General features: G+C 33.1%; 26 protein-coding genes. 14 read left to right on the forward strand and 12 right to left on the reverse strand.

The features are described from left to right. Nucleotides 1-172: 172 nt before the first annotated feature. The 4 genes from MG290_RS04025 to MG290_RS04040 all read left to right on the forward strand — a co-directional run bounded on the left by MG290_RS04025 (nucleotide 173) and on the right by MG290_RS04040 (nucleotide 4201). On the forward strand, nucleotides 173-2149 hold the full coding sequence (locus MG290_RS04025; protein ID WP_264562619.1) for an alpha-ketoacid dehydrogenase subunit alpha/beta: 1977 nt from the start codon (nucleotides 173-175) through the stop codon (nucleotides 2147-2149). Nucleotides 2150-2164: 15 nt separating this feature from the next. Beyond that, complete coding sequence (locus MG290_RS04030; RefSeq protein WP_264563177.1) at nucleotides 2165-3124, forward strand: phosphoribosylaminoimidazolesuccinocarboxamide synthase; 960 nt, start codon at nucleotides 2165-2167, stop codon at nucleotides 3122-3124. Between the two features lie 74 nt (nucleotides 3125-3198). Next, complete coding sequence (locus MG290_RS04035) at nucleotides 3199-3831, forward strand: NAD(P)H-dependent oxidoreductase (RefSeq protein WP_264562620.1); 633 nt, start codon at nucleotides 3199-3201, stop codon at nucleotides 3829-3831. Between the two features lie 19 nt (nucleotides 3832-3850). Beyond that, nucleotides 3851-4201: a heavy-metal-associated domain-containing protein gene (locus tag MG290_RS04040; RefSeq protein ID WP_264562621.1), complete on the forward strand. Its 351-nt coding sequence runs from the start codon at nucleotides 3851-3853 to the stop codon at nucleotides 4199-4201. A 46-nt stretch (nucleotides 4202-4247) separates the two neighbouring features. Here MG290_RS04040 and MG290_RS04045 read toward each other — a convergent pair whose 3' ends face one another. Together MG290_RS04045 and MG290_RS04050 are read right to left on the reverse strand one after the other, a co-directional pair. Further along, the gene (locus MG290_RS04045; RefSeq protein WP_264562622.1) at nucleotides 4248-5306 is read right to left on the reverse strand and encodes a nucleoid-associated protein; all 1059 of its coding nucleotides are present in this window, start codon (nucleotides 5304-5306) and stop codon (nucleotides 4248-4250) included. A gap of 103 nt (nucleotides 5307-5409) precedes the next feature. Beyond that, on the reverse strand, nucleotides 5410-5955 hold the full coding sequence (locus MG290_RS04050) for a plasmid pRiA4b ORF-3 family protein (RefSeq protein WP_264562623.1): 546 nt from the start codon (nucleotides 5953-5955) through the stop codon (nucleotides 5410-5412). Nucleotides 5956-6140: 185 nt separating this feature from the next. Between MG290_RS04050 and MG290_RS04055 the strand changes: the two genes are divergently transcribed. The 6 genes from MG290_RS04055 (at nucleotide 6141) to MG290_RS04080 (ending at nucleotide 11929) form a co-directional block, all read left to right on the forward strand. After that, a complete protein-coding gene (locus tag MG290_RS04055; protein ID WP_264562624.1) occupies nucleotides 6141-7439 on the forward strand; it encodes a histidine kinase in 1299 nt (432 codons plus the stop codon). Nucleotide 7440: 1 nt separating this feature from the next. Beyond that, on the forward strand, nucleotides 7441-7737 hold the full coding sequence (locus MG290_RS04060) for a 2TM domain-containing protein (protein WP_264562625.1): 297 nt from the start codon (nucleotides 7441-7443) through the stop codon (nucleotides 7735-7737). 3 nt (nucleotides 7738-7740) lie between these two features. Next, on the forward strand, nucleotides 7741-8478 hold the full coding sequence (locus MG290_RS04065; RefSeq protein ID WP_264562626.1) for a LytR/AlgR family response regulator transcription factor: 738 nt from the start codon (nucleotides 7741-7743) through the stop codon (nucleotides 8476-8478). A 164-nt stretch (nucleotides 8479-8642) separates the two neighbouring features. Beyond that, complete coding sequence (gene lysA, locus MG290_RS04070; protein ID WP_264562627.1) at nucleotides 8643-9851, forward strand: diaminopimelate decarboxylase; 1209 nt, start codon at nucleotides 8643-8645, stop codon at nucleotides 9849-9851. A gap of 81 nt (nucleotides 9852-9932) precedes the next feature. Further along, the gene (locus MG290_RS04075; protein ID WP_264562628.1) at nucleotides 9933-11348 is read left to right on the forward strand and encodes an alkaline phosphatase; all 1416 of its coding nucleotides are present in this window, start codon (nucleotides 9933-9935) and stop codon (nucleotides 11346-11348) included. A 14-nt stretch (nucleotides 11349-11362) separates the two neighbouring features. After that, entirely contained in the window at nucleotides 11363-11929 is a 567-nt protein-coding gene (locus tag MG290_RS04080; protein ID WP_264562629.1) for an anthranilate synthase component II, read from the forward strand. 9 nt (nucleotides 11930-11938) lie between these two features. Here the strand turns inward: MG290_RS04080 and MG290_RS04085 are convergent, their stop codons facing one another. The 7 genes from MG290_RS04085 to MG290_RS04115 form a co-directional block, all read right to left on the reverse strand. After that, nucleotides 11939-12403 (reverse strand): DUF1456 family protein, encoded by a 465-nt coding sequence (locus tag MG290_RS04085; RefSeq protein ID WP_264562630.1) that lies wholly within the window; start codon nucleotides 12401-12403, stop codon nucleotides 11939-11941. Between the two features lie 51 nt (nucleotides 12404-12454). Further along, a complete protein-coding gene (locus MG290_RS04090; RefSeq protein ID WP_264562631.1) occupies nucleotides 12455-13207 on the reverse strand; it encodes an LVIVD repeat-containing protein in 753 nt (250 codons plus the stop codon). 7 nt (nucleotides 13208-13214) lie between these two features. Beyond that, nucleotides 13215-13715 (reverse strand): hypothetical protein, encoded by a 501-nt coding sequence (locus tag MG290_RS04095; RefSeq protein ID WP_264562632.1) that lies wholly within the window; start codon nucleotides 13713-13715, stop codon nucleotides 13215-13217. Nucleotides 13716-13756: 41 nt separating this feature from the next. Beyond that, nucleotides 13757-15751, reverse strand: a complete 1995-nt coding sequence (gene uvrB / locus MG290_RS04100; RefSeq protein WP_264562633.1) for an excinuclease ABC subunit UvrB — start codon at nucleotides 15749-15751, stop codon at nucleotides 13757-13759. 84 nt (nucleotides 15752-15835) lie between these two features. Next, nucleotides 15836-17101, reverse strand: a complete 1266-nt coding sequence (locus MG290_RS04105) for an OmpA family protein (protein ID WP_264562634.1) — start codon at nucleotides 17099-17101, stop codon at nucleotides 15836-15838. A gap of 94 nt (nucleotides 17102-17195) precedes the next feature. Beyond that, entirely contained in the window at nucleotides 17196-17477 is a 282-nt protein-coding gene (locus MG290_RS04110) for a DUF3817 domain-containing protein (protein ID WP_264562635.1), read from the reverse strand. A gap of 2 nt (nucleotides 17478-17479) precedes the next feature. Beyond that, nucleotides 17480-17836: a hypothetical protein gene (locus MG290_RS04115; protein ID WP_264562636.1), complete on the reverse strand. Its 357-nt coding sequence runs from the start codon at nucleotides 17834-17836 to the stop codon at nucleotides 17480-17482. Nucleotides 17837-17980: 144 nt separating this feature from the next. Here MG290_RS04115 and MG290_RS04120 point away from each other — a divergent pair, with 144 nt between their 5' ends. Both MG290_RS04120 and MG290_RS04125 read left to right on the forward strand, forming a co-directional pair. After that, nucleotides 17981-18838 carry an EamA/RhaT family transporter gene (locus tag MG290_RS04120; RefSeq protein WP_264562637.1) on the forward strand — a complete coding sequence of 286 codons (858 nt, stop codon included), beginning with the start codon at nucleotides 17981-17983 and terminating at the stop codon, nucleotides 18836-18838. A gap of 3 nt (nucleotides 18839-18841) precedes the next feature. Continuing rightward, nucleotides 18842-19267 (forward strand): NUDIX hydrolase, encoded by a 426-nt coding sequence (locus MG290_RS04125; protein ID WP_264562638.1) that lies wholly within the window; start codon nucleotides 18842-18844, stop codon nucleotides 19265-19267. 8 nt (nucleotides 19268-19275) lie between these two features. Here the strand turns inward: MG290_RS04125 and MG290_RS04130 are convergent, their stop codons facing one another. Together MG290_RS04130 and MG290_RS04135 are read right to left on the reverse strand one after the other, a co-directional pair. After that, nucleotides 19276-19839 carry a Smr/MutS family protein gene (locus MG290_RS04130; protein ID WP_264562639.1) on the reverse strand — a complete coding sequence of 188 codons (564 nt, stop codon included), beginning with the start codon at nucleotides 19837-19839 and terminating at the stop codon, nucleotides 19276-19278. Continuing rightward, nucleotides 19829-20020: a hypothetical protein gene (locus tag MG290_RS04135; protein ID WP_257498997.1), complete on the reverse strand. Its 192-nt coding sequence runs from the start codon at nucleotides 20018-20020 to the stop codon at nucleotides 19829-19831. Before MG290_RS04135 ends, MG290_RS04130 begins: the two co-directional genes overlap by 11 nt. Nucleotides 20021-20078: 58 nt before the next feature. Between MG290_RS04135 and MG290_RS04140 the strand changes: the two genes are divergently transcribed. Continuing rightward, on the forward strand, nucleotides 20079-20351 hold the full coding sequence (locus MG290_RS04140) for a DUF2752 domain-containing protein (RefSeq protein WP_257498998.1): 273 nt from the start codon (nucleotides 20079-20081) through the stop codon (nucleotides 20349-20351). 21 nt (nucleotides 20352-20372) lie between these two features. Then, on the forward strand, nucleotides 20373-20780 hold the full coding sequence (locus MG290_RS04145) for a CCC motif membrane protein (RefSeq protein WP_264562640.1): 408 nt from the start codon (nucleotides 20373-20375) through the stop codon (nucleotides 20778-20780). A gap of 443 nt (nucleotides 20781-21223) precedes the next feature. Here the strand turns inward: MG290_RS04145 and rocD are convergent, their stop codons facing one another. Beyond that, nucleotides 21224-22459 carry an ornithine--oxo-acid transaminase gene (gene rocD / locus MG290_RS04150; RefSeq protein WP_264562641.1) on the reverse strand — a complete coding sequence of 412 codons (1236 nt, stop codon included), beginning with the start codon at nucleotides 22457-22459 and terminating at the stop codon, nucleotides 21224-21226. Nucleotides 22460-22976 lie beyond the last annotated feature (517 nt).

Genomic DNA, 22976 nt, shown 5'->3' on the forward strand with positions numbered 1-22976 from the left:
TTAAAGGTTAAAATTGAAAATTTCAAGGTGTCTTTAAAATGATTAGTATCAAAATTATATAAAAAAATTTTATAATCCAAAAAAAATCACATAGTAGTGAAAAAAAAAAAATTCAATTAGGAGGAATAAATAAAATTTGTACTTTTAGACAAAAATTTTCACAACCCATTTTATGGAAGTTCAAACAGAAATTTTATCGCAAGAGCTATTATTAGATCTTTATAAGAAATTATTGAAACCTCGATTAATAGAGGAAAAAATGTTGATTTTGATCCGTCAGGGAAAAGTATCAAAATGGTTTTCAGGCATGGGGCAAGAAGCCATTGCAGTTGGTGTAACATCTATTCTTCACAATGATGAATACATTTTGCCAATGCACCGAAATCTTGGTGTTTTTACAAGTAGAAATATTCCTTTAAGCAGATTATTTTCGCAATGGCAAGGCAAACCAAACGGATTTACAAAAGGACGCGATCGTTCGTTTCACTTTGGTACCCAAGAATTTAATATTGTGGGCATGATCTCGCATTTGGGACCGCAATTGGGTATTGCCGATGGTATTGCGCTGGCACATAAATTGCGAAAAGAAAACAAAATTACGGCGGTTTTTACAGGCGAAGGAGCAACCTCTGAAGGCGATTTTCACGAAGCTATAAACGTTGCTGCGGTTTGGGATTTGCCGGTTATGTTTATTATTGAAAACAATGGTTACGGACTTTCAACGCCTACTAACGAACAATATAAGTGCGAAAATCTTGCCGATAAAGGCATTGGTTATGGTATGGAAAGTCATATAATTGATGGGAATAATATTGTGGAAGTTTATACCAAACTTTCTGCAATTGCCAATGATATGCGCCAAAATCCGCATCCGGTTTTAATTGAAATGAAAACCTTTAGAATGCGTGGACACGAAGAGGCGAGTGGTACCAAATATGTGCCACAAGAACTTTTTGAAGAGTGGAAACTGAAAGATCCAATTGCCCGATTAAAGAACTATTTATTTGAAATGGGTATTTTGTCTGATGAACAAGACGCACACATACGAAGAGAAATTAAAGAGGAAATTGATACACATTGGAAAATTACGCAAGATGAAGCTGGTTTAGAGGCTCATTTGGAAACAGAATTGAATGACGTGTATAAACCTTTTGATTATCAACACTTTGAAGTATTGACCGAAACGAAAAATATCCGTTTTATTGATGCGATTTCTGAAGGATTGAAACAATCGTTTGAACGTCATGAAAATTTAGTAATCATGGGGCAAGACATTGCCGAATACGGAGGTGCTTTTAAGGTAACCGAAGGTTTTGTTGATGCTTTTGGAAAAGAGCGCGTGCGCAACACGCCAATTTGCGAAAGTATTATTGTATCATCGGCTGCCGGATTGTCAATCAATAAATACAAAGCAATTGTAGAAATGCAGTTTGCCGATTTCGTTTCAACAGGTTTTAATCCCATCGTAAATTTATTGGCAAAGCAGCATTACCGTTGGGGCGAACATGCCGATGTGGTGGTGCGCATGCCTTGTGGCGCAGGTTCGGGCGCTGGTCCGTTTCATTCGCAAACAAACGAAGCTTGGTTCACTAAAACTCCGGGATTAAAAGTGGTTTACCCGGCTTTTCCTGTCGATGCCAAAGGGTTGTTGAACACAGCAATTAATGATCCCAATCCGGTAATTTTCTTTGAACATAAAAATCTGTACCGTAGTAAATCGCAAGATGTTCCGGCAAATTATTACACCATTCCTTTTGGGCAGGCTTCATTAATTAAAGAAGGAAACGATGTAACGATTATTTCATACGGAGCGGGCGTTCATTGGGCGTTGGATACCTTAGAAAAACATGCAGATATTTCAGCCGATTTGATCGATTTAAGAACATTGCAACCTTTAGATTACGAAACGATTAGAAAATCGGTACAAAAATCAAATCGAGTAATTATTTTGCAAGAGGACACGCTTTTTGGAGGCATTGCCAGTGATTTATCGGCTTGGATTATGGAAAATTGTTTTGAATATTTAGATGCACCAGTAAAACGTGTAGCAAGTATTGAAACACCTATACCTTTTATGGATCATCTAGAAGCGCAATATTTGCCAAAAGAACGTTTTGAACAAGAATTATTAGTACTTTTACAGTTTTAAAACAAACACAACATTATAATGAAAACCATAACTTCTTCTAACTTTAATTTTCCGGGTCAAAAAGCAGTTTACAAAGGAAAAGTACGCGAAGTTTATACAATTAACGATGATTTATTGGTGATGATTGCAACCGACCGTTTATCGGCTTTTGATGTAATTATGCCAAAAGGAATTCCCTATAAAGGTCAAATTTTGAACCAAATTGCATCGAAATTCATGCAACTTACTCAAGATATTGTACCCAATTGGCTAATCGCAAATCCTGATCCAAACGTAGCAGTGGGGCATTTGTGTGAACCTTTTAAGGTTGAAATGGTGATTCGCGGTTATTTGTCGGGGCATGCAGCACGCGAATATGCTGCAGGAAAACGCATTTTGTGTGGTGTTGAAATGCCAGAAGGTATGAAAGAAAACGATAAATTCCCAACGCCAATTATTACACCAACTACCAAAGCTGCTGTTGGCACACACGATGAAGATATTTCTAAGGAAGACATTTTGGCTCAAGAGATTGTTTCTAAAGAAGATTACGAAGTTTTGGAACAATACACACACGCCTTATATCAGCGTGGAACAGAGATTGCAGCCGCTCGTGGACTGATTTTGGTCGATACAAAGTACGAATTTGGTAAAACAAAAGACGGTAAAATTGTATTGATTGATGAAATTCATACACCTGATTCTTCTCGATATTTTTATGCAGATGGATACCAAGAGCGTCAGAATAACAACGAAGCTCAAAAACAATTATCGAAAGAATTTGTACGTCAGTGGTTAATTACAAATGGTTTTCAAGGGAAAGATGGTCAGCAAATTCCTGAAATGTCCGATGCATACATTGAAACCGTTTCAGATAGATACATTGAATTATATGAAAATATCATTGGTGAAAAATTTGAAAAAGCCGATGTTTCCAACATTCACGAACGTATCGAACAAAACGTAAATGCTTTTTTGGCATCATATAAAAAATAATTTATGATCGTCGGTTCTATTTATCAAATCGAACCGACGAATAGTAAAGTTGAAACAATTATAAAAAAAAAATCATGAGTATTATTCCCGCATTGCAGTGGCGTTACGCTACCAAAAAAATGAACGGCGAAAAAGTTTCTCAAGATAAAGTAAACAGCATTTTAGAAGCCGCACGCTTGGCGCCCACATCATCAGGTTTGCAACCTTTTGAAATACTGGTTATTACCAATCAATTATTAAAGGAGCAGTTGAAACCTTTCGCTTTCAATCAATCACAAATTACAGACTGTTCCCATTTATTGGTGTTTGCAGCTTGGAGTGTATATGATGTTGCCAAAATAAGTTATTATTTTGATTATTACGAGGCAGAACGTAATTTGCCCGAAGGTTTTTCAAACGGTTATAAGAACAACGTCATTAAACAATTAACGTCTATGACACCCGAACGTCAATTTGAACATGCTGCTCGCCAGGTGTATATTGCATTGGGAATGGCACTGACAGAAGCCGGAGCTCTAGAAGTTGATTCGATACCAATGGAAGGTTTTATAAACCACGAAGTTGATAAACTGTTGAATTTAGAAGAAAAAGGATTAAAAAGCGTTGTTATTTTACCGATTGGTTACCGTGATGCCGAAAACGATTGGCAAGCTGAACTAAAAAAGGTAAGAAAACCAAATGATTACATGATTTCGTATATTGATTAATTAATTTAAAATAGATAAGATGAAAAATTTAAAAACTTTATTAATTATTTTGTTTGTCGCGTTTTCAACAATAGCGCATGCACAAAACAAAAAATCGGAAAAAGCAGTGATTAAGACAAACATTGTTTGTGATCATTGTAAAGCGTGTGAAACTTGCGGAAAAATGTTTCAAACCGAAATGCTGAAAATTAAAGGTGTAAAAATGTATGAATTAGACGAAGAAAAAGAAACCATTACGGTTTACTTCAACCCTAAAAAAACAAATTTGCAAACCATTAAAACAGCCATTTCAAAATTAGGTTTTGATGCCGATGAAATAAAAGCTGACCCTGTTGCCTATGAAAATTTAGACGGTTGTTGCAAAGCTTAAATAAAAAAAATCTTCCACTGGGAAGATTTTTTATGTAATTTGGATATTATTGTTTCTGTTCTTTATTGAAATAAACCAAGTAGTAATACATTTGTTTTTCTTCGTCCCAACCTTTTTCAATGAATTTTTCGGCAGATTCGGGGTTAATGAAATCCAATTTAATTTGTACGTTGGTATCTAAATTAATAACGTTTTTAATTTTTTTGCGAACATCAGAAACGGCGTTATTTGCAATGGGAAAGTTCGATACATCTTCAATGCTGTATTTTTCCGCGCGATCGGTTTTGTAGTTCTTAAATTCTGTTTGCAAATCAGGATTATCAATTACATCATTAATAAAATTCTGTTCTTCAAACTCGTCATTTTTTGCAAAATAATTCACAGAACGGTTCATAAACATCACTTCTTCTTTTTTATCTTCGGCAGGCAAAACCACATCTTTTGCAAAATCCTGAACAAACTTCAAATACTTCTTGGTCATGAAGTTTTCGTCCTGAAAAGCATCAACCGATAAAAAATGTTCCAACCAATAACGCGCATCGTAACGGTTACTGTCAATAGTCAAAATTTTATAACCTTCTTCTTTTTTATAATTAAAAATGATACAGCCTTTGTCTAATTTATTTAAGTTGATTCCTTGTTGAAGCACCATTTCTAGGTTGCTGTTGTTTTCTTCAAACTGTAAAAAATCAGATTTTAGCTCGCTTTTAAAAATACCAATTGCATCTACTGGATTATTGTCAATAGTGATATGCGTTAAATAAGTCACATAAACTTCCCCGTTTTTAATATGTGGGTGATTTGATTGTTCGTATAAATGTTTGGTAATTTTTTTAGAAACCTCGTGAACATTGCTTGGATTTGCAAAAATTTCGTTGGCAAAATTGTACATTTCGTTGTAATCTAAATCCACATCGTGTGCAAATTGGTAGTAACTTTCTTCTTTTTCGCGAAAAGGTTTGAAAAAATATTCTTTTAAAAGCGGCGTGATTTCATCGTTTACGTTGAAAGTGTTTTCCGATAAAAATATCGCCTCGGCACGGCTTTTATTTCCCACACGGTGAATAGATAACGATTCAATGTGGGTATTAAATAAATTAATCATAATAGGGTTTGTGTATTTTTATTAGGTAAAAAAAGAAAACCTTTCAGTTTTCTTTAATTTATTGTTTATTAATCAATAGGGTGTATTTATTTAAAGTATTTAGTTAATAACTGTCGTCGTAACCAAAATCTTCAAAACTGTCATCACCATCAAACATATCAAAATCTTCATCGTCGTAATCGTCATCAAAATCCCCATAAATGTCCTCTTTAGAAATGGGATCACCAAACGTTTTTACAGGAGCGTCTTCAGGTAAAACTCCGTGTGCAAAAAGCAATGCAGGCAATTCTTTTTCTTCAGAATCGTCTTCGCTTTCAATCGCAGCCAATTCCACAAAAAATGTCCAATTTACAAACGGATCATAGATATAAAGAATTTTGGTTTGGTCTTCGTACAACAAATCGTTCAATTTAAAATCGACCATCGTTTTTTGTTCACCAGGCACATCGCCCATATCAAACAGCGGAATTTCATCTTCTTGTTGCCAGTTGTCATCGCACAAGAAAAACGATCCGCCTTCGGTGCCGTCAAAGCCAAACGCATTGATGATGGTGTTGTGTAAATCTTCTAAAGTATCTGTATCTTTAATGGCGATGTCTCTTAAAACATCATCTTCAGCATCTAAAATAACGCGAAATTTGTAAACCATGTGTCTTAAATATTTAATAGCAAATTTACTATTTTAATTAGGTTTTCATAGTTTTTAAAAGTTCTTTTTTTTGCTTATGATGATGAAATTTACGGTTCGGTAGCTAAAATCAACAGTTCAGCGACTTTTAGTTTTTTTACAAAAAAAGCTATGCTACTTTTGAGGTGTAATTAAACCAATTGATTATGAAAACATTTCTAAGACACTTAAAACAATTCGGCATTATTCTAATAATATGTTTCATTTTAGTAGCTATTATTAATTATAACCTTAATGAAACCTATGATGAATATATTTTATTAAGATTATTTGCTGTGGTTTTCAGTTATACATTAAGTATTTATGTAGCGAACGCTTTAGTTTTGTCTGACTTTTATTTGAAACGAGAAAAAAATCTTAAAAATATTATTATAGGTGGACTTTTAGTTAATTTGCTAACAGTTACTGTGGTTTTTTTAATAAATATTATTGGGAATTTGTTCTATACCGACTTTCAAATAATAGAATCTTTTAAATTATCACTTAAAACTGCTGTGTTTTCAAGCTGGTTTTCTATGACGATTTCAACAACGGTATATGTAGCATTATTGATTCGCAGAAAAGATAAAATTGAAGTTACCCAGCAAAAGGATATCGCTGTAAAAGCAACGGCTTCGTTTGAAACACTTAAAAATCAGTTGGATCCGCATTTTTTGTTTAATTCGTTGAATGTTTTAAGCTCTTTAATCGAGGAAAATCCTTTAAAAGCACAGGAGTTTACTGTGGCTTTATCAAAAATTTATCGTTATGTATTGGATCAAAAAGATAAAAACTTAATATCGGTTGAAGAAGAATTGAATTTTGCAAAACTTTATATTTCTTTATTAAAAATGCGATTTGAAAATGGAATTTCTGTCAATTTTTTGATTGACGAATCTGTTTTTGATTACAAAATTGTACCATTAAGCCTACAACTTTTGCTTGAAAATGCCATAAAACATAATAGCATTTCAGATAAAAAACCGCTATTAATCAAAATTTATCAAGAAGAAAACTATCTGGTTGTTCAAAATTCTTTACAAAAAAAGCAAACTTTTGAAAAATCGAGCGGTATTGGCTTGTCAAATATTATCTATCGCTATGAATTGGTATCAAATACAAATGTAGAAATAATGCAAACAAATGATCTTTATAAAGTAAAATTACCTTTAATATCAAGTGATTCTTTATTTGATTTTCAACAAGATAACATCACCGAAACACTTTTTGAGAACGCTTACAGCAGAATGAAAAAACTCAAAGAGTTTTATCAATCACTATTCCTCACAATTGTTACAATTCCTACATTCTTCGCACTGAATAAATGGGCTTTTCCTGCCAAAGATTGGTGGATTGTGATTGCATTTTTCATGCTCATTGCATTGATAATAAACGGTGTGAAAGCATTAAACATTTTTAACAAGTGGGAACAAAAAATGATACAAAAACAACTAAATAAAAAATAAAATGGAAAATTATAGTCAATTAGAGCTTTTAAAAGCCAAAAAACGCGTGAAAGAAGTAAAAGGCTTTTATATACATTGCATTTCATATATAAGCGTAAACACGGTGTTAATTATTTTAAATTTGCTGACTCCAAATAGCGGATATTGGTTTATATTTCCTTTAATCGGATGGGGAATAGGCTTGTTCTCACATGCAGTAGGCGTTTTTAATTTAATTCCATTTTTAAACAAAGATTGGGAAAACCGAAAGATAAAACAATACATGGATGAAGAACGAAATGCTTTTAAAAATAAATAACAGATGAACGTAGTTATTATTGAAGATGAAAAACCAGCAGCTCGTTTATTAAAACGGCGGCTTGAGCCAATGAATTGTTCAGTGGTGGCTGTTTTGGCATCGGTCACCGAAAGTGTGGAGTGGTTTGCAAATAACACACATCCCGATTTGGTTTTGGTTGATATTCAATTAGAAGACGGTATTTCGTTTGAAATTTTTGATCATGTTTCCATAGCTAGTGCCATTATTTTTACAACTGCTTATGATGAATATGCGTTAAGAGCCTTTAAACTAAACAGTATTGATTATTTGCTGAAACCAATTGATGAAAAAGAGCTACAAGCTGCTTTAGAAAAATTTAGAGCTTGGCATGAAAAAACAACTTTTACTACTGATGTATTAAAGAATTTTTACCCAACTGAGTATAAAAAAAGGTATATTGTAAAAACAGGCAACAGTTTAAAAATTGTTGATTCCACAGATATTGAATGTTTTTACAGCGCTTTTAAAAGTAGTTTTTTAGCTACGAACCAGGGCAGGTCGTTTCCAATAGATGAAAGTTTAGAAGCAATTGAAAAAGAAACAGATCCATCTGCATTTTTCCGAGTGAATCGCCAATACATCATTGCATTAAAAGCCATTAAAGATATAAGTGTTTACAGCAATTCTCGATTAAAAATTAGCCTGCAAACCTATAAAGATGAAGAAATCATTGTGAGCAGAGAGCGCGTACAAGCTTTTAAAGAATGGATTAATCGATAGATTTTAAAGAAAAATATTCATTTTTTAACAGAGGTGGAGTACTTATTGATTAACAATAATTCAAATAAAATACATATAGAATTAATTTGTAAAGAATATTAATAAAAAACCTACCATTTTGCCTAATAATTTTAAATTTGCATCTTCAACAACAATTTTAAAAAATGGATACAAATTTATTATTAAACATTGCACAGCAATATGGTTGCCCTGTGTATGTGTATGACGGCAACAAAATCGAGTCACAGTTTCAACGTTTACAAGATGCGTTTAAACAGGTTAAAAAGCTAAAAATAAATTATGCGGCAAAGGCATTAACAAACATTTCCGTTTTAAAGTTGTTGAAGAAGAAGGGCAGTGGGTTAGACACCGTATCTATACAAGAGGTTTTATTAGGCTTAGAAGCTGGTTTTTCTGCAGATGACATCATGTTTACGCCAAATGGAGTTTCTTTGGAAGAAATTGAAGAAGCAGTAAAATTAGGGGTACATATCAATATAGACAATCTTTCGATTTTAGAACAGTTTGGTGCGAAACATCCAAATATTCCGGTATGTATTCGTATCAACCCGCATGTGATGGCTGGTGGAAACAGTAATATTTCAGTAGGACATATTGATAGTAAATTCGGAATTTCGGTGCATCAAACACCGCACATTTTAAGAATTATCGAAAATACCAAAATGAAAGTCAATGGAATTCACATGCACACAGGCTCTGATATTTTAGATATCGAAGTGTTTCTATACGCATCTGAAATTCTATTTAATACTGCTAAACAATTTAAAAACCTTGATTTTATTGATTTCGGAAGCGGATTTAAAGTACCTTATAAAGAAGGGGATTTGGAAACAGATATTGAAGAATTAGGAGAAAAATTAACACTTCGCTTCAATGAATTTTGTAATGAATATGGCAAAGATTTAACCTTGGTTTTTGAACCTGGTAAATTTTTAGTGTCACAGGCGGGGTATTTTCTTGCAAAAGTAAATGTGGTGAAACAAACAACATCTACCGTATTTGCTGGTGTAGATTCTGGTTTTAATCATTTAATCCGCCCCATGTTGTACAACGCATACCATCATATCACCAATATTTCTAACAATAATGGTAAAGAGCGTTTTTATTCGGTAGTGGGATACATTTGTGAAACCGATACTTTTGCAAGCAACCGTAAAATTGCTGAAATAAGTGAAGGAGATATTTTGTGTTTTCACAATGCCGGTGCTTATTGTTTCTCCATGACATCGAATTATAACTCTCGATTTAAACCTGCTGAAGTTTTAGTTTATAACGATACAACGCATTTAATTAGAAAACACGAAACCATGGCCGATTTATTGCACAATCAGGTTGCAGTAGATTTCGACTAAAACTCAAAATAACAAATATTTAACAGAGATTCTTTAGGCAAACGGTTCGTTTGCCTATTTTTGTATAAATTTTTTACAACCATGAAAAGAAGAAGTTTTTTTAAATTAGGAAGTTTGGCAGTAGGATCAACTTTAATAAATCCAATTGATACTTTTGCAGGAAATAGCAATACATCATTAAATACAACCAACAAAAAAGCAAAAAACATCATTTTTATGGTTAGCGATGGAATGAGTTCGGGAACGCTTAATCTTGCTAACTTATATTCCAATCGTATTTTAGGCAGATCTACAAATTGGTTACAATTATATACAGAAAATAAGGTTTCTCGCGGAATAATGGATATGGCCTCAGCATCGTCAATTGTTACCGATTCGGCAGCAGCAAGTTCTTCGTGGGGCGGCGGTGTTCGCGTAAAAAACGGTGCATTGAACATGAATGCTTCTGGCGATGAAAATAAGCCTATTTGGCAAAAGTTCAAAGCAAAAGGCAAGAAAGCAGGTTGTGTTACAACAGTTCCAATCACACACGCAACTCCTGCAGGCTTTACAGTTGCAATGAAAAGTAGGAACGATCAGTCTGCAATTGCTGAAGAATATTTGCGATTAGGATATGATGTGTTAATGGGGGGCGGACAAAAATATTTTGCAGCAGAACATCGTAAAGACAAGAAAGATATGTATGCTGCTTTTGAAAAACAGCATTATCTTGTTGCTAAAACTAAAACTGATTTAAAAAATACCGATAAATCAAAAAAATTATTAGGTGTTTTTGATTTTGATGCGCTTCCTTATGAAATAGATCGCAAACAATCTACAGAATTAACCAATAATATTCCGACTTTAGCAGAAATGACCGAAATTGCCATCAATCAAATGAAAGATCATAAAGAAGGATTTGTATTGCAAGTTGAATCTGGAAAAGTAGATTGGGCAGCACATGCGAACGATGTTTCAGCATTGATTCACGAACAATTACAGTTTGATGAAGCAATTGCAGTGGCAATAAAATTTGCCGAACAAGACCAAAATACATTGGTTGTAATTACTACTGATCACGGAAATGCCAATCCGGGAATGATTTATGGTAAATATGCCAACGATCATTTTGATTGCTTGGCGAAATATAATTTTACCAACGAATATATTTTAAACAACATCAAGAGCAATCAATCTGAAAGTCAAATCAAAGAATTTATTAAAAGTTGCATAAATGTAGAGTTGACCGACGAAGAAACGAAAAACATAGCATCTTACTACAATGGTTTAAAAAAAGGCGACAACGGTTTGTATAATTATAAACATCTGCCTTTTAAGGCTTTAGCCGAAATTCAAAAAAAATACAATTCCGTGGGATGGATTTCAATGGATCATTCCGCCGATTATGTTGAAGTAGCCATGTTTGGTCCGGGAAATCATTTGCACAAACCCTTTATGAAAAATACCGATATGCACTATTTATTGTTAGATGCTGCCGAAATAGAAAACAAATTTTAGTGTATTTTTGCTGAATGAAAATTGCAGTAATCAACAATTACGATTCGTTTGTACACAACATTATTCATTATCTTGAAAGTTTTGATGGAGTAGAGGTATCTGTTTTTTTAAACGATGATTTCTACTTAGAACAATTGCAAGATTTTGATAAAATTGTGTTGTCGCCTGGTCCGGGAATCCCAAAAGAAGCCGGTCTTTTATTAGATGTAATTGATTTTTATAAAGACAAAAAAAGTATTTTGGGTGTTTGTTTAGGGCATCAGGCAATTGCCGAATATTTTGGTTGCGAACTTTTAAATCTGAAACAACCACTGCACGGAATTGCAACCAAACTTCAAATCATAGAAGACGATTTTTTATGGAATGATTTAACAAACGATATTTTTATAGGACATTATCATTCGTGGGTAGTAAATCCGGCAACTGTTACAAATCAACTTTTAGTAGCTGCAATTAATGAATCAGGACATATAATGGCGCTAAAACACAAAGAATATGCTATTTGTGGTGTTCAATTTCATCCGGAATCGGTTTTAACTCCACAAGGGAAAAAGATAATTGAGAATTGGTTGAAAAACTAAAAAAACGACCTATTGATCGTTTTTCTTCTTAGGTTTTCCATTATTAAACTTCACATTTCCTAAAACATCTTTTTTGGTAGGAGGCAGCGCTTTTTTGGTTGCTACATTTTTTTTACTTTTAAAAGCTGGTTTTGCAGTGGAAGCAACTTTTGCAGTTGAAGCAACTTTTGGTTTATCATCAATCTTTTGCGTATTTGTTAACGGTATTTTTGAAGCGGAAATTCCTGCCAAAACATCTTTCGGATTTTTAGGATTTTCTTTAGTTCCTCGTAAATAAATTACTAAACCATTCAAAAAATTTCGCAAAATTTGATCTTTACATTCCACATATTTGGGATGATCTTCAGTTCTAAAAAAATTGCCAATTTCACCTTTTGAAACACGAAAATCAACCAATTCTAAAATTTCAACAATTTGGTCATCTCGAAGTTGCAAGGCTACACGCAGTTTTTTTAAAATATCATTATTTGTCATTGTTCTTAAATTTTATCAAAGATACATTAAAAAAGCTTTCTAAAAGAAAGCTTAATAAGTAATATCGCTAATAGGAGCAAGACTTAGAAAATCACCGCTATTCCACTTGAATTGGGTCACTTTTTGCTCACCAAACGCATAGAGAATGTCATTATAAATCACAATGTCTTTAAATTTATAATTTACCGATTTCACCAGAACAGGCTCTGCAGGATTTGTGGTATCAAAAATTTTCAATTCATCATCGCAAATAATCAAATAATTCTCATATAAGGCCAAGCCACGGGGATATGTTAAATTACGCTGATGTATAAGCAACGGATTTTTTAAATCGGCAATGTCATATACCATCAAAGTATTCAAATTATTTCCGCATCCGGTGTTTGAATGCAAGGTTACAAATGCGTGCGTTTCATTCGCTACAACGGGGTCACAGGCTGTAAAATGTTCTGCTTGCGACAAGTATTTTGGGTTTTCTGGATTAGATACATCATATATAAACATCCCATTTCTAGAACCCATAAACATTAGGTTTTCTAATGAATAAATGGTTTCTATATCTCTACCAATCACCACATCATTCACTTTCACAGGATTGTTTGTATCGCTAATCTGAAAAACGTGTAATGTTTGATAATCTACGGTATATAAATAGTTGCCTTTGATGGCAAAAACAGCCATTGATCCACCTTTTCCAACACCTTCGGCAGTTGGAGCATTGGCACCATCTGAACCATCGCTGCTACAAAATGACAGGGTAAAACAGGTAGCAAGAACCCAACTAAATTTTAAAATTTTTTTCATAGCTAACTTATTTCCAATCAACAATAATTTCATTTTCGCCCACTTGATGTTGCCAACCATCTGGACTTAGTTTCTGCGGAAAAGTATTCTGAATACGCTTGTGAACAGTAACTTCGTTATTATTTAAGCTAATTGCTACTAAATCTACCGCTTGATTGATGTAAATAGTGTTGTTTTTTATAGCCATGTCAGTTGCACCAGGCGCATACAAAAAACCTGTTAACTGCGGCGCATTCGGGTTGGAATTATCATAAATATGAAAACCTTTATTTTCATCTGTAATAAATATAAAGGAATCTTTTACATAAATTTTTCCCGCTTTTATCATGGCCCTTGGTCCACTCATACCTATCGAACCTTCTAATTGTGCACGCGATAATGTAATGGGCGTGTATTGTGAATATCGTGGTTCAGGAAAATCGTCCACTCCGCTCGTGTACCAGCAACTTTGCAACAACAACATCGCCAGAAAAGGAAAAATAAACCGATATTTTATTAAGTTTTTCATTGTTTATAAGTTGTAATTTTGGTTAAAAATATAAAATAATTTTACATATTTGATTTTTTATTTGTTAAATTTTGTATTTCATCTCTTAGCTTAGCAGCTTGAATAAAATCTAAATTTTTCGCTGCCTTTTCCATTTCTTTGCGCTTATCTTTAATTGCCTTATCAATATCTTTTGTTGAGTAGTATGCTGTTTCTTCCTCTGCTACTGTTTTTAATTCGGTTTGCTGTTCGTAGGTTTTGAATTGATCTGCCAGTGATTTCTCAATTTTTTTGTTCAACGCTTTTGGTTTTAAACCATGTTTTTCGTTAAACGCCATTTGTTTACTTCTTCTGTAAGTCGTTTCATCGATTGTTCGCTTCATACTATCGGTGATTTTATCTGCATACATAATCGCTTTACCATTAATATTTCGTGCAGCACGCCCCACCGTTTGCGTAAGTGATCGGTTGCTGCGAAGAAATCCTTCCTTATCTGCATCTAGAATTGCAACCAGAGAAACTTCAGGCAAATCGAGTCCTTCGCGCAAAAGATTCACACCAATAAGCACATCAAATAAGCCTTTACGAAGGTCTTGCATAATTTCAATTCGTTCCAAAGTATCAACATCGGAATGAATGTAACGGCAACGAATACCTATCTTAGTAAAATGCTTGGCTAATTCTTCAGCCATTCTCTTGGTGAGTGTGGTAACCAAAACACGTTCGTCTAACTCCACCCGTTGATGAATCTCTTCAACTAAATCATCGATTTGATTTTGACTAGGACGCACTTCAATAATCGGATCTAATAAACCAGTAGGACGAATGACTTGTTCCACATAAATACCTTCCGATTTCTGTAATTCGTAATCGGCTGGGGTAGCCGAAACGTATAGTACTTGATTCTGCAATGCTTCAAACTCTTCAAATTTTAACGGTCTGTTGTCCATTGCAGCGGGCAAGCGAAAACCGTATTCTACCAAATTTTCTTTTCTTGAGCGGTCGCCGCCATACATGGCATGTACTTGCGAAACCGTAACGTGGCTTTCATCAATCACCATTAAATAATCTTTAGGAAAATAATCAATTAAGCAAAATGGGCGAGTTCCAGGCTCGCGACCATCTAAATAGCGTGAATAGTTTTCAATGCCCGAGCAATAACCTAACTCCCGTATCATTTCTAAATCAAAATTGGTGCGTTCTTCTAACCGCTTGGCTTCTAAATGTTTTCCGATTGATTTAAAATACTCCACTTGTTTAACCATGTCTTGTTGGATTTGCCAAATGGCATTTTGAAGAACGTCTGGAGAAGTAACAAACATATTAGCAGGATAAATGCTAAGCAATTGGTATTTTTCAATCACTTTTGATGTTTTGCTATCAAAAGACTCAATTGCTTCGATTTCATCACCAAAAAAATGGACACGGAAAGGGTCATCTGCATAACTTGGATATACTTCAACAGTATCTCCTTTTATTCTAAATGTACCATGAGAAAACTCTGCTTCGGTTCGTGAATAAAGCGATTGCACCAATTGTTGTAAGAACTTAGTACGCGAAATAATTTGATCTTGTTCAATAGTAACTACATTTTTTTGAAATTCAGTTGGGTTTCCGATACCATACAAACACGATACAGAAGCTACGACCAACACATCTCTTCGACCGGAAAGGAGGGAAGAAGTGGTGCTAAGCCTCATTTTCTCTAAATCTTCATTGATTGATAAGTCTTTTTCAATATAGGTTCCCGTAACAGGCAAATAAGCCTCGGGTTGATAATAGTCGTAGTACGATACAAAATATTCAACTGCGTTATTTGGAAAGAATTGCTTAAACTCTGAATACAATTGTGCAGCCAATGTTTTGTTATGCGCTAATACCAAAGTGGGCTTTTGTACTTCTTGAATCACATTTGCTACCGTAAAAGTTTTTCCTGAGCCCGTAACACCTAAAAGTGTTCGGTAAGGTTCATTATTTAAAATACCTTCTGAAAGACTTTTTATAGCTTGCGGCTGGTCACCCATGGGTTTATAATCGGATACTACGTGGAATTTCATAGTTTAGTTTACTTTTTTTACAAATATAGGAATAAAAAAAAGAGAGGCATAAACCTCTCTTTTTATTAATATATATAAACTAAATTAGTTTACTTTGAAAGTTACTCTTCTAGCGAATTTAGAAGTAGTTTTGTTTGCACCGTCGAATGAAGAATCTTCACCGTTAGCAGTAGTTTTAATTCTAGAGCTAGAAATTCCAGCTTGTTCTAAAATTTTAGCTACGTTTTTAGCACGTTTTTCAGATAAACGTTGGTTGTAAGATGCATTACCAACTGAGTCAGCAAAACCGTTTACATCAACAGTAGCACTTGGATTAGAACGTAAATATGTAACTAAGAAATTAGTAGCTTCTGCGTTTTTAGGAGTTGATTTATCAAAATCAAAATAAACAGCTACATAACCTTGGTTGATCAAATCTTTAGCTGTGTTTGAATCAGCAGAAGAGAATGTATCACCTTTCTTAGCATATCTTGAATCGAAATAATCTTCGTAAGAATCAGGAATACCGTTTTTGTTTAAGTCAATTGAACGACCTTTAGTATCCACCATGTTTCCAGCTGGAGTATTTGGTTCTAAATCTAAATAGTCAGCAACACCATCGTTATCAGAGTCGATCATTTTGTTTTCGATATCTGTAACACGGTTTTCTAATGCTTCAACTCTGTTAGTTAAACCATCGTTTGCATACCAGTCAGCATGTTGTTCGTTTTTCCCTAAGTAGAAAGATAAACCTAAAGTAGCATTATACAAAGTACCATTGAAAGAACGATCCATTTCTTGATCTGCCACAGAATAACCATCAAAAGTATAGTTTTGACTGATGTTGTTGATCATACTGAAATCAGCATTTAATGCAACACGGTTACCTAATCTAATTTGACCTGTTAAACCTATAATAAAGTTAACCATTTCATCATTACCAGTAAAGCTAACCACATCGTCTTTACCAGCTTGCATCCAAGAGTAACCAACACCAGTGTGACCTTGTAAACCTAAAGTTCTAGTCCACTCTTCGAAGTTCATAATACGTCCTAAGTTTGCAACCCCTTGTAAATTCACACGGTTGTATTTAGTTCTGAAGTATTGTGACTCATCTCCGTTTCTCATGTAATCATAACCGTAATCAGCTTTAATACCGAATTTGTTATTAAACATGTAGCGAACGCCAGCGTCAGCATGAAAAAATTGTGGGAAAGTTTCACTGTAGTAACCAGGTGTCATTGGTTGAGATGGTTTTGTAATACCTCCATTAACATCAATAGACCATTTGTTGTAAGGTAACCCTTCTTGAGCATTCATATTAGAAAAACCTAATACTGCAGCGATTAAAGGTAAAGTTATTTTTTTCATAAAACTTTTTTTTTAAATTATTAGTAAAACAGAATACTCGTATTTATAAATTTTTGGTAAAAGTAATATATTTTTATGAATTACCAAATTTTATTTAATTTTTTAGCCATTTATAGTCTGAATAAAAAGTTCCAAAAGGCAGGAGGGAAGCTATTAAAATTAATCCTAACTTCTTGAAAGACCAATTATACTCGAACTTTAGATAAATTGCTAACACAACGTATAGAACAAAAAGCATGCCATGAATCATTCCCAAAGGATACAATAATTGATGATACAATTCTGGATTATTTGGTTTGTTGTATAACATATTGTAGAATAATGTTATATAAGAAATTCCTTCTAAAGCGGCTATTATTCTAAATAATTGTAACATTTTTAAAATTGTTGAAATTGTACATTATATTCTTTTAAATCTGCAACATTGTGCTTGTTGTCTAGATCTAACATTAAAGACAAAAAATAGTTAAAGCTTTCAGTAGCAGTGTTTTCTGAGTTGATTTCCATTTCATCTTCAATTGGTTCATCAGATGGTATATTTACCAGAAAATCATTGTTTTCTTCAATATGCTCGTAAGCTAATCGCAAAGCTTTTACTAAAAATGGTTTTTCTTCAAGTAAAGCAAATTCTCTCAGTTTTTTTAATTCTGGAACTAAATTGTCAGCTACAATTCCGTTTGCTACAACATCTGCTTGCAAGGCTTTGATAATCTTCTGTGCGTTTGAATTTTCCACTTGTATATTTTTTTAAAACTGTGCAAAAATAATGATATTTGTTGAATTTAAAAAACTATATCATTTAATTATGTATATTAATTGAATGATAATATATATTATGTAAAATAGAAATAGTATTTTAACATTTTAATAGAAAATATTATGTATGCCTTAATCATAAGCCTGCTCTCGTCATTAGCTGTCGGTTTTTATATCAAATATTTGAAAATCAATAATATAAAAGATTTATTTTTGTTGGTCTTTGCAAATTATATTGTTGCAATTGTTTTAACATTCGTACTTTTTAATGCACAAATCAATACTACAAACATTATCGAAGCATTTTCAGTAAACACTGTTGTTTTAGGAATGTTAATGCCGACTATTTTTTTTATTCTCAACAAATCTTTGCAGTTATCTGGTTTAGCCAAAACTGATATTTTTCAAAGAATGTCGCTTATTATACCGGTATTGCTGAGTTTTTTTATTTTTAATGAAATTTTTACATGGAACAAATTTGTTGCAATTGCCTTATCTTTTATTAGTATTGTGTTGCTTTTGTATAAAAAATCCACAAAAGATGGAAAATTCAACATTATTTACCTTTTAGCAGTTTTCATAGGATACGGAATAATTGATACATTATTTAAAATTTTAGCCACCAATAAAACCATACCTTATATTGTATCATTATTTGTAATATTTATAATTTGTGGTTTTGTTTCTTTATTATACTTGCTTTTTAGTAAAGGAAGTACACATTTTAGAAATTTCCTTTATGGAACTTTGCTCGGACTTTTAAATTTCAGCAATATCTATTTTTATATGAAAGCTCACAAAATTTTCTTTGAAACCCCTACTCTAGTATTTATCACGATGAATTTGGGTGTAATAATTGGCGGAACGTTTATAGGAAAATTTTATTTCAAAGAAAAAATATCTAAATCCGCTTTAATAGGTATATTTACAGCAGTAATTAGTGTTGTTTTATTAGCATTAATCCAACTTAATATTCTTTAAATAATGAAATATACACCAAAAATATTTGTTACTTTTGATGTAGTTTTATGTCGAAAGATTGATAATCAGTATGAAATTTTACTCATTCAACGATTAAATGAGCCTTTTCAAAATTATTGGGCGTTGCCAGGCGGCTTTGTAGATGAAAACGAAGAATTGGAAGTGGCAGCCAAAAGAGAATTGTTCGAAGAAACCGATATACAACTTTATCAAGTAAAACAAATAAAAGCTTATGGAAGCCCACAGCGTGACCCCAGAAGCCACACCATATCCATTGCTTTTTACGGAGAAATTGATAGCTTGGCGGTGGCAAAAGCAAAAGACGATGCTAAAAATGTAAAATGGTTTCCAATCCATGAACTGCCCGTTTTAGCATTTGATCATGCAGAAATAATTCGCGATGCAGAGGAAAAGTTTTTAATTCGATAAACGATTCTTTATAGATTGACATTTTGTTTAATGTATATTTCAGTTGCTCCTAAACCGTATTTGCGGTAGTTGGCATCTTGAAAAGAAATTTCAGGATATCGACCAAACAAATACTCTAATTCGGTTTTCAAAACCCCCTCGCCCATTCCATGGATAAAAACTATTTTGGGAATGCGGTTTGCAATAGCAAATTCTAATTGCCTACGAGCGGTATCAACTTGAATATTCAGAATATCGAAATTGGTTAAGTGTTTAAAACTTTTTACAAGCTTTTCAATATGCAAGTCGATCTCTAAAACAACTTCGTCTTTTTTTGTTTTTTTATCGGTATTAACTCTATGATGATTTTTAGTGATTTTTTGCATCTTGGCCGACTCAATAGCTCCGTAGCTTGACCCTTGTTTTATCAAAATATCATCAACAGCAGGAATTAGTTGATGCAAAAAGTACGAAAGTTCAAACCCATCATTTGTTAAAATAACGGCTTCGTTGTTATTTATTTGTACAACTTTCCCCTTAAAATTTTCATCTAAAACTTCTACAAAGCTTCCAATTTCAATATTATGATTCATGGTTTGTATCGTTGTTATCTTTATCAAAATTACTCGGTGTTTTGTTTAATAAATCTTTCATAACAAAGAAAAAAACAATAATTGCAATTATTTGTACATATAAATTGGGTTTAGCAAGTGTTTGTTCCACCAGCGCCCAAATCATTAATGCAAATGCAACCACGTAAAGAATAATTTTCATAGAAAAACTTTTTTCAAAGATAAGAAATTTATACTTTCGAGAAAAAATCAGAAGCAAAATGGAAGAATACATGTTGCCTTGCATGCACAAAAAACTTTTTGGCGTAGAATGTATGGGGTGCGGCACGCAAAGAGCTGCTTATATGGTTACTCAAGGTGATTTTGTTGGAGCTTTTAAAATGTATCCGGCTATTTACACTACTGCTTTGTTATTTGCTTTTATCTTGTTGCATTTTATTGACAAGAAAAGAAAATACCATAAAATAATTATTTTTCTAGCGATACTCAACGCAATTATTATGGTATTTGCTTATATTTACAAACGAATATAAATTTTAACTTTTAAAATAACTATGGAAAATTATCAAAACCCAAGTGATCCACAAAATTATCAAAACCCTGGTTTTAACAATGGTAATACAAATTTTATACCTACAAAATTGCCAAATGCAACAGCCGTTTTAGTTTTAGGTATTTTATCTATCATTGGATGTTGTTTTTATGGTATAGGTGTTGTTTTTGGAATTATTGCATTAGTTCTAGCAAGCAAGGATATGAAATTATATAAAAGCAATCCAAATGCTTACACGAACTATTCAACGTTAAATACGGGTAGAATTTTAGCAATTATTGGAATTGTATTATTTGTGGTTTCAATTATAATTTTTGTGGCAATGGGATCTATTGTTGGTTGGGATGCTTTATTTAATGAAGAATTAGCAAAACAACGCATGGAAGAATGGATGCAACAAAATCAGTAATCAGTAAATAATAGAAAATAATGATTAGTCCTAAATAATCGATACAGATTATTAGACAAAAATAAAATAAACACTTGCAAAAACGTTTTTGCAAGTGTTTTTAGTTTTATTGGTTTTCATTTTCAATTTATTTTTTGATGCATTTGATTTAGGTGTGGCTTGGTTTTGCTTGTTATAACGACGCTTAATCTTTCTATAATAAACCTGTCTATCTATCCCGAACCATATTACTTTCGTATTTGGTTAATTGTAGATTTTCATTGCTCTATTGTTTGAACAATTTTAAGCTTTAAAGGCATCGAGCAGTTTTTCTGAGTTTGCTTAACATAGCGATTTTCCTGAAGGTTTTACATAAAGATAAAGTTTATGTATCGCAATTTCAAGAAAAGACAAACTATAAATAAAAAGCCGCCTCATTAATTTGGTATTGAGACGGCTTGTATTTATCTTTCAAACTCTTTCAACGTTTCTGTGATAATTCTAACGCAATCAAGCAATTGCTCTTCGTTCATGACCAATGGTGGTGCAAAACGGATAATGTTTCCATGGGTTGGTTTTGCAAGCAAGCCATTATCGCGCAAGCGCAAACAAATATTCCAAGCGGTGTCGCTGTCTTCACTGTCGTTAATTAAAATAGCATTCAGTAAACCTTTTCCACGTACCAACGAACAAATGTTTGATGTTTGAATATAATCGTTTAGTTTTTCACGGAATAAATTCCCTAACGCTTCTGCATTTTCTGCTAATTTTTCCTCTTTCACAATATCCAAAGCAGCCATTGCAACAGCTGCTGCCATTGGGTTTCCGCCGAAGGTAGATCCATGCTGACCTGGTTTAATCACGTTCATTACTTCATCATTAGCCAAAACAGCCGAAACCGGATACATTCCCCCAGACAATGCTTTTCCTAAGATCAACACATCGGGCTTAATGTTTTCATGGTCAACCGCTAACATTTTTCCTGTACGTGCAATTCCTGTTTGCACTTCGTCTGCAATAAACAATACATTATTCTGCTTACATAATTCAAATGCTGCAGATAAATATCCGTTATCCGGAACATAAACTCCAGCTTCGCCTTGAATAGGTTCTACTAAAAATCCTGCTACGTTTTTATTGGTGATTACTTCTTTTAACGCATTGATATCGTTATATGGAATACGCACAAAACCTTCGGTATAAGGACCATAGTTTTTACGGGCGTTGTGATCGTTTGAAAAAGAAATAATGGTAGTTGTGCGTCCGTGGAAATTGTTTTCACATACAATAATCACCGCTTCTTCTTCTTGTATATTTTTTACTTCGTAAGCCCATTTGCGGGTCAACTTAATTGCTGTTTCCACAGCCTCAGCACCCGAATTCATTGGTAATACTTTATCAAAACCAAACAACTTGGTGATTTTTTCTTCGTAAACGCCTAATTTATCGTTGTAAAAAGCACGTGAAGTAAGTGTAAGTTGTTGCGCTTGTTTTGTAATTGCTTCCACCAATTTTGGATGGCAATGCCCTTGGTTTACTGCCGAATATGCCGACAAAAAATCGTAGTATTTTTTTCCTTCTACATCCCAAACATAAACACCTTCACCTTTTGTAAGTACTACCGGAAGCGGATGGTAATTATGCGCTCCGTATTTTTCTTCTAATGCAATTGCATCGTTACTTGTTAATAAACTATTCATTATTATTAGTTTATAAATTTTAAAATAAGCCATTCCTTCTTAACGGAGAGAAATCATCCAAAGGTGCAAGTTAGTGAAAACAAAATCTTTCTAAAAATTTTAGTGGTTAATTTTATCACACCCATAAGAAAGTGGGATAAAAAAAAGTGACTGAGTTGCTATTTTAGAAATTTTTTGGTGGGATATTTTGCACTATTTTAATTTGACAACCAATATAACCTAAAATTGTATCTTAATCGTAAATTATTGTTGTCTGCGTTGAAGTATTTCTACTTCTCTTTAATTATTTAAAGTGTTTTTAAACAAATGAGGGTAACTTAGTCTTTCTCTGAATATTTATTCAGTAATATATTTAAATCACTTATAAAATCCTGTATATCTGGGGTATTTCGTAAAGACTGTCGAATATTAGACAAACTTTGTTATAAGATGTCCAGTTCTTGTTAGTAATTAAATCTTCTAATTGATGTTTACTTCTGTAATTTTTTAAATTAATAAATAAAGGATATTGAGTATC

Origin of the sequence: Flavobacterium sp. CBA20B-1, assembly GCF_028473145.1 — a bacterium.
Taxonomy (GTDB): domain Bacteria; phylum Bacteroidota; class Bacteroidia; order Flavobacteriales; family Flavobacteriaceae; genus Flavobacterium.